This window comes from Faecalispora jeddahensis (assembly GCF_000577335.1).
Taxonomy (GTDB): domain Bacteria; phylum Bacillota; class Clostridia; order Oscillospirales; family Acutalibacteraceae; genus Faecalispora; species Faecalispora jeddahensis.
Window position 1 is genome coordinate 160,982 of sequence record NZ_CBYL010000002.1, and the last position, 7,544, is coordinate 168,525.

Below are 7,544 nucleotides of genomic sequence, written 5' to 3' on the forward strand. Positions count from 1 at the left end.
TTATCCCACGCTCCTTAAAAGCGTGCCGGAGCTGTGGTAGGTCTTTTTCAGGTTTTCTTCGTGGAACACCTCTTCCACCGGCCCGCTGGCAACCACGCGCAGATTAATCAGGGTCACCCAGTCAAAATAATCCGGCACGGTCTGTAAATCGTGGTGAACCACCACAACGGTTTTTTCCTGTTCCTTCAGCTCTTTCAGCAGGGTCACAATGGCCCGCTCCGTTTGGGCGTCCACCCCCTTGAAGGGTTCATCCATAAAGTAGACCTCGGCCTCCTGCGCCAAGGCCCGGGCAAGGAACACCCGCTGCTGCTGGCCGCCCGAAAGCTGGCTGATCTGGCGGGAGGAGTATTCCTCCATCCCCACCTTGGCCAGCATCTGCCGGGACAGCTCCACATCCGCTTTGCGGGGACGGCGGATCCAGCCGAGCTTTCCGTAGCAGCCCATCAGCACCACATCCAGCACCGTGGCCGGAAAATCCCAGTCTACGCTGCCGCTCTGCGGAACATAGCCGATCCGGTTTTTCAGCGTCCGCACATCGCTGTCCCCATCCAAAAAGCGGACCGCGCCGGTCACGGGCTTCAAAAGCCCCAGCATGGCTTTGATCAAAGTTGTTTTCCCCGCCCCGTTCGGGCCAACGACCGCCATCAGCTTTCCCTTGGGGATTTTCAGGTCGATGTCCCACAAAACGGGCTTGGCGTCGTAAGCCACGGTGAGATCCTCAACCTCTACCGCGTAGCTGCGCTGCGTTTTCATTTTGCTCCCTCCCGTCATTTTAAGGCATCCACAATGGTGTCAATATTGGCTTTCACCGTGAGGATGTACGTATTTGCTCCCGAAGCCACATCCCCCAGCGAATCGGAATACAGCTGGCCGCCGATGGCAACATCAAAGCCCTTTGCCTTGACCGCCGCCTGCAGCGCCTCAATCGTTTTGCGCGGGACAGAGGACTCCACAAAGACGGCCTTGATCTTCCGTTCCACAATAAAATTGGCAAGCTCGCTGACATCCGCCGTGCCGGCCTCAGAATCGGTGCTGATGCCCTGCAGGCCGCGCACCTCAAATCCATAGGCCTTGCCAAAGTACTGGAACGCGTCGTGCGCCGTAACCAGAACACGCTGTGCCTGCGGCAGCTCGGCTGCCCTACTGCGGATATAGGCATCCGTTTCGTCCAGCTCTTTCAGGTAAGCCTCCAGATTGGCCTGATAATCGGCTTTGCCCTCGGGATCAGCCTGCGCCAGCCCCTCCGCCACTGTTTTTGCGGCATCCTCCCACAAAGAAACATCGAACCAGATATGCGGGTCGTGCACCGAGCTGTCGTCTTCCCACGCAAGCAGCTTCGATTCGTCCAGACCCTTCTCGATGCAAATGACGGTAAGGCCCTGCTGCCCGGACAGACTTTCAAAAATTTCGCCCATCTTGCCCTCCAGATGCAGGCCGTTGTATACGACCACATCCGCTTTCTGCATCAGCGAAACGTCACCCGCACTGGCCTGATACAAATGCGGATCGATACCGGGCCCCATCAGGCCCTCCACCGCAACACGATCTCTTCCGATGATAGAGGACAGATCGGAAAGCATGGTGGTGGTGGCAACGACATTCAGCTGATTCTTTTCCGGATTTGCAGAATTCGTGTTCGCCGCGGGAGCAGAGCATCCCGTCAGCAAAAGCGCGCAACTGAAAAATGCCGCCAGAAGCCCTCTCCATTTTTGATTCATAAGAAACCTCCTAAATTATATTTGGTGTTATAGCCGTGCTGTCTCGTCAACGTAGATGTGACAGGCGGCTTTATAACTGATCTGAACCTGTTCCCCCTCCAGATCAAGCGTTAAGGGGCCTTCATAAGCCCCGGCCTCCACAATCCGGACAGCGCTCCCAATGGTGATACCGCTGGCCTGTAAATAGTCCAGCAGCTCTTTTTCCTCCGTTACCCGGCGGATGTGAGAGATTTGCCCGATGGGAAGCAGATTGAGCGGCTGCAGCGGGGTCAGATCGACCTGCCCATCAGGGTGGGGGATCGCGCTGCCGTGGGGACAGTACGCGGGGTAATTGAGGAACTGATCCAGCCGGGCCGTCAGACGCGAGGGGGTAATGTGCTCCAAAAGCTCGGCATCTTCATGCGCCTCGCTCCAGGAATACCCCAGATGACGCATCAGGAACACTTCCCAAAGCCGGTGCCCGCGCACAAGTGTAATGGCAATGCGCATTCCCGCGTCTGTCAGGCGGGAACCCTTATAGGGCTCATAATGGATCAGGCCTTCCCGCTTCAATTTTCCCAGCATCTCTGTGACAGAAGCCGGGGCAATCTGCAGGGATTCCGCGATTTGTTTATTACTTACCTGCTCTTCCATACCGCCGAGCTTGTAAATCTCTTTTAAATAATCTTCCTTATTGGGTGTCATAGCCATATCCTCCTGCTTTTTCGATTCTGAAGCTTTTCAAATTTTATCTATCCGCCAACGCTTTAAAAACGTCCCGTAAACCGTTAGTCGCGGGAAAGTAATTTTCCCTAAACTAATTTATGAAGAAGACCTGAAAGTGTTACAGGTTTTGGGGACTCGAGTGTGTTTGGGGTCTGATGGACGATCTGAAAGCGTTTTTTCGAGTATGCATTCCTTTAATTTAGGCAAACCTAAAATTTATTATATTATATACCTAAACATTTGAAAATGCAATAGACTCAGTAAACGCTGGAAGTGCAGATTTTAAAAAGCACTGAAACAGAATGGGTTCCTTTCTCCAAAGGCAGGCCACTCCTTGAGGGACATTTGCCCTTTTCCCCTATCGTTGGAAAAGTCTGCAAAACAGATCACCGATGCGGAAAAGCTTTCCTTTGATAATTTCTAATCTGGCAATAACCTTCTCTGAACAAAATAAGCGTATCCTTACCATAAGAGGCGATGAGAATGACAAAAGCCCGGAGCGAACGTCTGATAAAAGAAAACAGGCACGCAAACCGGCCTGTTTCGATCAAGCGGCAAGGAATAGAAACGCCGGGTCCTTTCCTGAATCTGCGGGAGAGGCAATTTTCGCCCTGCAAACGTGCGGACAATCTGAATCCTTTCCATTTCTCTGTTTTTGCGGCCAATTGCACGCCAAAGCGGCACCACATAGCTTGATGTGGTGCCGCTTTGTTTTGATAAAAACCAAAAGCTTTTCTCCTGAATCTCTCATCCGTTTTGTAACACAAAATGACTATTTGGAGGTAACCTATGCAGCAGAAGAATGGAGCCAGAAAAAATTATATTCTCGACACAAATGTATTACTGCACGACCCGGGATGCATCTGCAATTTTAAAGGGAATAATGTGATCCTGCCCATGGTGGTTCTGGAAGAGCTTGATTCCCTGAAATCCCGCGAAGGCCTGTGCGGCTGCCAGGCGCGGCAGGCGGTGCGGGAACTTTCCAAAATCGTGGAGGGAAGATCGCAGCAGAGCATTCAGGCGGGAATCCCATTTGAAAAAAACATTCTGTTCCGGGTGGAACCGAACGGTTATCATAATATGCCGGAATACGCCGATGAGCTGGATTTGAAGAAAAACGACAACCGCATTCTTCTCACCACGCTCAGCATTCAGAAAAAAGAACCAGAAACAACAACCATCCTTGTATCCAAAGATATCTGCATGCGCCTGAAAGCGGAGGTTCTCGGCCTGAAATCGGAGGATTACGAAACCGACCGGGTCATTCTCGACGATTTGTATCAAGGCCATACGAACACGGTCTTTTCCTCCAAAGAAATCGATAAGCTGTATGAATCCGGATTGAAGTGCCCCAAAAAGCTTTCGCTTTGCCCGAATCAGTTTGTACTGATCCACGCCAGGGATAACCCGGAGCACACGGCAGTCGCCCGTTTCGACGGGGAAAAGCTCGTTCCCCTGCGGTATGAAAACCGGATGGCCTGGGGACTGACCCCCCTCAATCTGGAGCAGAAAATGGCCTTTGAGCTCATGATGGATGATACCGTAAAGTTCGTCTCCATAACAGGCGGAGCAGGCTCTGGAAAGACCATTCTTGCAACGGCCGTCGCGCTGGAAAAGGTGGTGGAGCAGCGCGCTTACCGAAAAATCGTGTTTGTCCGTCCGGTTGTCCCGGCGGGGGACGACATCGGCTTCCTCCCCGGAAACGAAGAGGAAAAGCTCCGACCGTGGATGGGGAGCTTTTATGACGCCATCGAAAACCTGATGTACCGCGAACGAAGCCGCAAGCCCAGAAAGAATTGCGCGGAGGACAATGTAACGGTAGATTCTTTGATCGAGCATTTTAAAAACACCGGCGTCATCGATATGAAAACCTTCACTTATATGCGGGGAAGAACCCTGTCCGACGCGATCGTGATTGTGGATGAGGCACAGGAAACCACCCCGCACATCGCAAAGCTGATGCTGACCCGGGCGGGCCAGAACTCCAAGTTTATTTTTATCGGCGACCCTACCGACAACCAGATCGACAATTCGTTGGTCGATTCCCGTTCCAACGGCCTGGTTTACCTTGTGGAACGGCTGAAAAACTCGAACCTGACCGGTCACATCACACTGAGCGAGGTAGAGCGAAGCCCGCTTGCCAAGCTGGCCGAGTGCACTCTCTGAAAATCCCCTTGCCGTATCAATTTCTGCTTTTGATGAAAGGCCAGACTTGATAGAGCCTGCCTGCAAAGCCGATTGCCCAAATCTCATACAAAAAAACCTGAGCACAGCCCGGAAAAGCTGTGATCAGGTTTTTTATATGATTGAAGCTTCTCAATGCCGATGGACAGTAACACCCACCAGCGCCATACCACTTTTAGAAATTTTGGGCTGCTGTCAGCTGGCCCACAGCACTTCGTTCTTGCTATTCCTGTGCGGGTTTCGCCAAGGCCTCGGCTTCTTCCTCGCCAAGGATTCTTCCGGGGTGAACCAGCAGGACAATTTTATCCTTTTTGTCCTCCGCCGCTCCCAGCCGGGCAATCCCGGTCAGATAGGTCTCTACTGTTTCTTTCTTCATTTGGGGCGGCGGAGAAATCCGCTCCGGCAGGATGTCGGTGACCTCATCCACCTCGTCTACAATCAGGCCAAAATCGCGGCCGGATACGCGGGTAATGATGATGCAGGTTCGGTCTGTGTACTCCGCTTCCCTTTTCCCGAACCGAAGGCGCACATCGATGACGGGAATGATCTGCCCGCGCAGGCTGATGACCCCTTTGGCGTAGTCCGGCTGATCCGGCAGCTCGGTGATCTCCTGTATTCCCACGATCTGCACCACCTGTGCGATGGGCATACCAAACAGCTGATGCTCGATCCAGAAGGTCAGGTACCGTTTTTTGATCTCCTCATCCTCCTGGTGCGGCGAATCCAATCGTTCCTGCACTTTCATATCAACAGCTCCTTTTCGCGTGGGAGCGCCCATTCACGGCCGCCCGCCAGCTTGAACCTGGAAACCTCGCTCTGGAGGGCCTGCGCCTGAGCGGCCAACTCTTCACTGGAGGCGGAGCTCTCTTCTGCTGTGGCGGCGTTGGTCTGTATCACAGCCGATACCTGCGAAAGCCCCTGATTGATCTGTTCGATGGCCGCCGCCTGCTCCGAAGAGGCGGACTCGATCTCGCGCACCGCATGATCCACCATCTGCGCTTTTTCCGAAACAGTTACCAACAGCTTCAGCGTTTCATCGGCAAGCCGTTCTCCCTCAGATACAGTCAATACAGATTTCTGAATCAGTTCAGAGGTCTGCTTGGCAGCTTCCGCGGATTTTGCGGCCAGATTGCGCACTTCGTCAGCGACTACCGCAAAGCCCTTTCCGGCGCTTCCGGCCCGGGCTGCTTCCACCGCGGCGTTCAGCGCAAGGATATTAGTTTGGAACGCGATGTCTTCCACCAGCTTGCTGATTCTGGAAATCTCCTGTGAAGACGTTCCGATTTCCCGCATTGCGGTATTCAGATTCTGCATATGCTTATTGCTTTCCGTAACTCCCTTGCCGGCCTGTTCCACATAGTCCATCGCTTTTCTGACGCTGACAGCATTCTGTTCTGCCTGCTGCACGACGCTTACTGCGGAGGCATTGAGCTCTTCCACCGTGGCCGCCTGTTCTGTGGCGCCGGAGGACAGTGCCTGCGCACCGGCGGATACCTGTTCCGACCCTGTATTGACCTGCTCCGCCGCCACACTGATCGTTTTCAGGGTGGCGCTGAGGTCGTCCTCGATTTTCTGCAGAGAAAGCCCCAGCACATCCACGTTCGAGCGCAGGGGGACCTGCTGGGTAAAATCGCCGTTGCTGATCAGCTCGGCAACCTGTACCTGTTTGCGGATTCCCTCCAGCATCCTGGTAAATTCCGCCGCCAGCGCGCCGGTTTCGTCTTTGGAATCGACATCGCTCAGGTCGATATCCACCCGGCCAAGTGCGATCTGTCCGGCAGCGTCTGAAACGCGCCCGATGGGCTTGCTGATGCTGTCGGAAATCCGGCGCCCTAAGAAAATTGCGGCAACCGCGCCAATCACATTCACGGCGGCCAGAATCGCGATCAGCAGCATGGCTGTGGAGCCATTGGAATCACTGGTCTGCTTTGCTTCCGCCATCCGGTTGTCCACCAGTTTTTCAAGATTATTGTAGATGGTGTCCATTTCATTTGAAATGCTCACAATCGCATTCATGGCTCCATCCCTATCCCCCGATTTTGAGCTTGCAAAGGATTTTTCCAGAGCTGGAATATACGTGTTTTCAATCAGTTTGGTGGTTTCTTCGTACAGCGCGATGGAATCGGGACGGTATATGGTTTGCCTGTACGCCTGCATGGCGGTATCGTAATCTTTTTTCTCCTGCAAATATTTTTGATAATATTCGTCTACCTTTTGCGGATCGCCTGCGTAGATCATTCCGCCGCGAACCTCTGTGCGCACCAGCAAAAGGCTGCTGGAAGCTTCGTAAATTTCTTTAATGGGGGCGGTCTGCTCCTCATACAAATAGACATCCATATTATGCATTTGAACCAGGCCGAAAGCGCCTATAACTCCTACGACGATCATACCGAATACCAAGCTGAGAAACCCCGTGAGCAGCTTGCGTGAAATGCTAAAATCTTTGAATCTCTTCATAACCCTGAAACCCTCCTGTATTGTGTTTTCTCCGGATTTCCATGACACTTTTCTGTTCTTCGGATGCGACCCCGTTTTAAGATATTCCCATGAATGAAATCCGGATCCGCATCCTCTTCCAGCGAAGCTTTTGCCGGTTTTCACCAACCTCCTCCCATAAAGCGTTGGTCCTGCCGGGAAGGCTCCTCGCCGGAATGGGAGCTTTCTTTCGCAGTGGCCGCATGAATCCGCACACCCGAGTCAGTCGCTCATTGGTCTTTTACGTGCTGTCAATCAGTTTTTCTGCCACAGCAGAGTCCTCGGGCCAGGATGATCTCTTCTATGCCGCGTGAAGATTCCTTCTTCGACGCAGGAAACATCTTCTTTTCTTGCTGTTTCACAATATGTATCTCAGAGATCTCTCCCAAATTGACTTTGAATAAATTTTTGAATCTTTGACCGTTGCAGAGGATATAATAGAATAAATTGGCTGCTCTGCAG

The 7,544-nt window shown here is 52.7% G+C and carries 7 protein-coding genes; 1 reads left to right on the top strand and 6 read right to left on the bottom strand.

The genetic code is table 11. The features are described 5' to 3' along the window. From TY09_RS01555 to TY09_RS01565, 3 genes are read right to left on the bottom strand one after another with little or no spacing between them, the layout of a single operon-like run. Positions 1-753: a metal ABC transporter ATP-binding protein gene (locus TY09_RS01555; protein WP_042430419.1), complete on the bottom strand. Its 753-nt coding sequence runs from the start codon at positions 751-753 to the stop codon at positions 1-3. 14 nt (positions 754-767) lie between these two features. Further along, positions 768-1,718, bottom strand: a complete 951-nt coding sequence (locus TY09_RS01560; RefSeq protein WP_042430421.1) for a metal ABC transporter solute-binding protein, Zn/Mn family — start codon at positions 1,716-1,718, stop codon at positions 768-770. A gap of 27 nt (positions 1,719-1,745) precedes the next feature. Beyond that, positions 1,746-2,402: a metal-dependent transcriptional regulator gene (locus tag TY09_RS01565; protein WP_009062787.1), complete on the bottom strand. Its 657-nt coding sequence runs from the start codon at positions 2,400-2,402 to the stop codon at positions 1,746-1,748. An 810-nt stretch (positions 2,403-3,212) separates the two neighbouring features. Between TY09_RS01565 and TY09_RS01570 the strand changes: the two genes are divergently transcribed. Next, on the top strand, positions 3,213-4,589 hold the full coding sequence (locus TY09_RS01570; RefSeq protein ID WP_042430423.1) for a PhoH family protein: 1,377 nt from the start codon (positions 3,213-3,215) through the stop codon (positions 4,587-4,589). A gap of 241 nt (positions 4,590-4,830) precedes the next feature. On the opposite strand, the gene TY09_RS01575 is transcribed toward TY09_RS01570, so the two are convergent. From TY09_RS01575 to TY09_RS18725, 3 genes are all read right to left on the bottom strand, one after another. Continuing rightward, a complete protein-coding gene (locus TY09_RS01575; RefSeq protein ID WP_042430427.1) occupies positions 4,831-5,352 on the bottom strand; it encodes a chemotaxis protein CheW in 522 nt (173 codons plus the stop codon). Further along, positions 5,349-7,064, bottom strand: coding sequence for a methyl-accepting chemotaxis protein (locus tag TY09_RS01580; RefSeq protein ID WP_042430431.1), 1,716 nt, complete (start codon positions 7,062-7,064; stop codon positions 5,349-5,351). The genes TY09_RS01575 and TY09_RS01580 overlap by 4 nt, the downstream gene beginning before the upstream one ends. A gap of 269 nt (positions 7,065-7,333) precedes the next feature. Then, positions 7,334-7,544 (bottom strand): hypothetical protein (locus TY09_RS18725; RefSeq protein ID WP_207640405.1); only part of this gene is annotated, 211 nt, incomplete at its 5' end.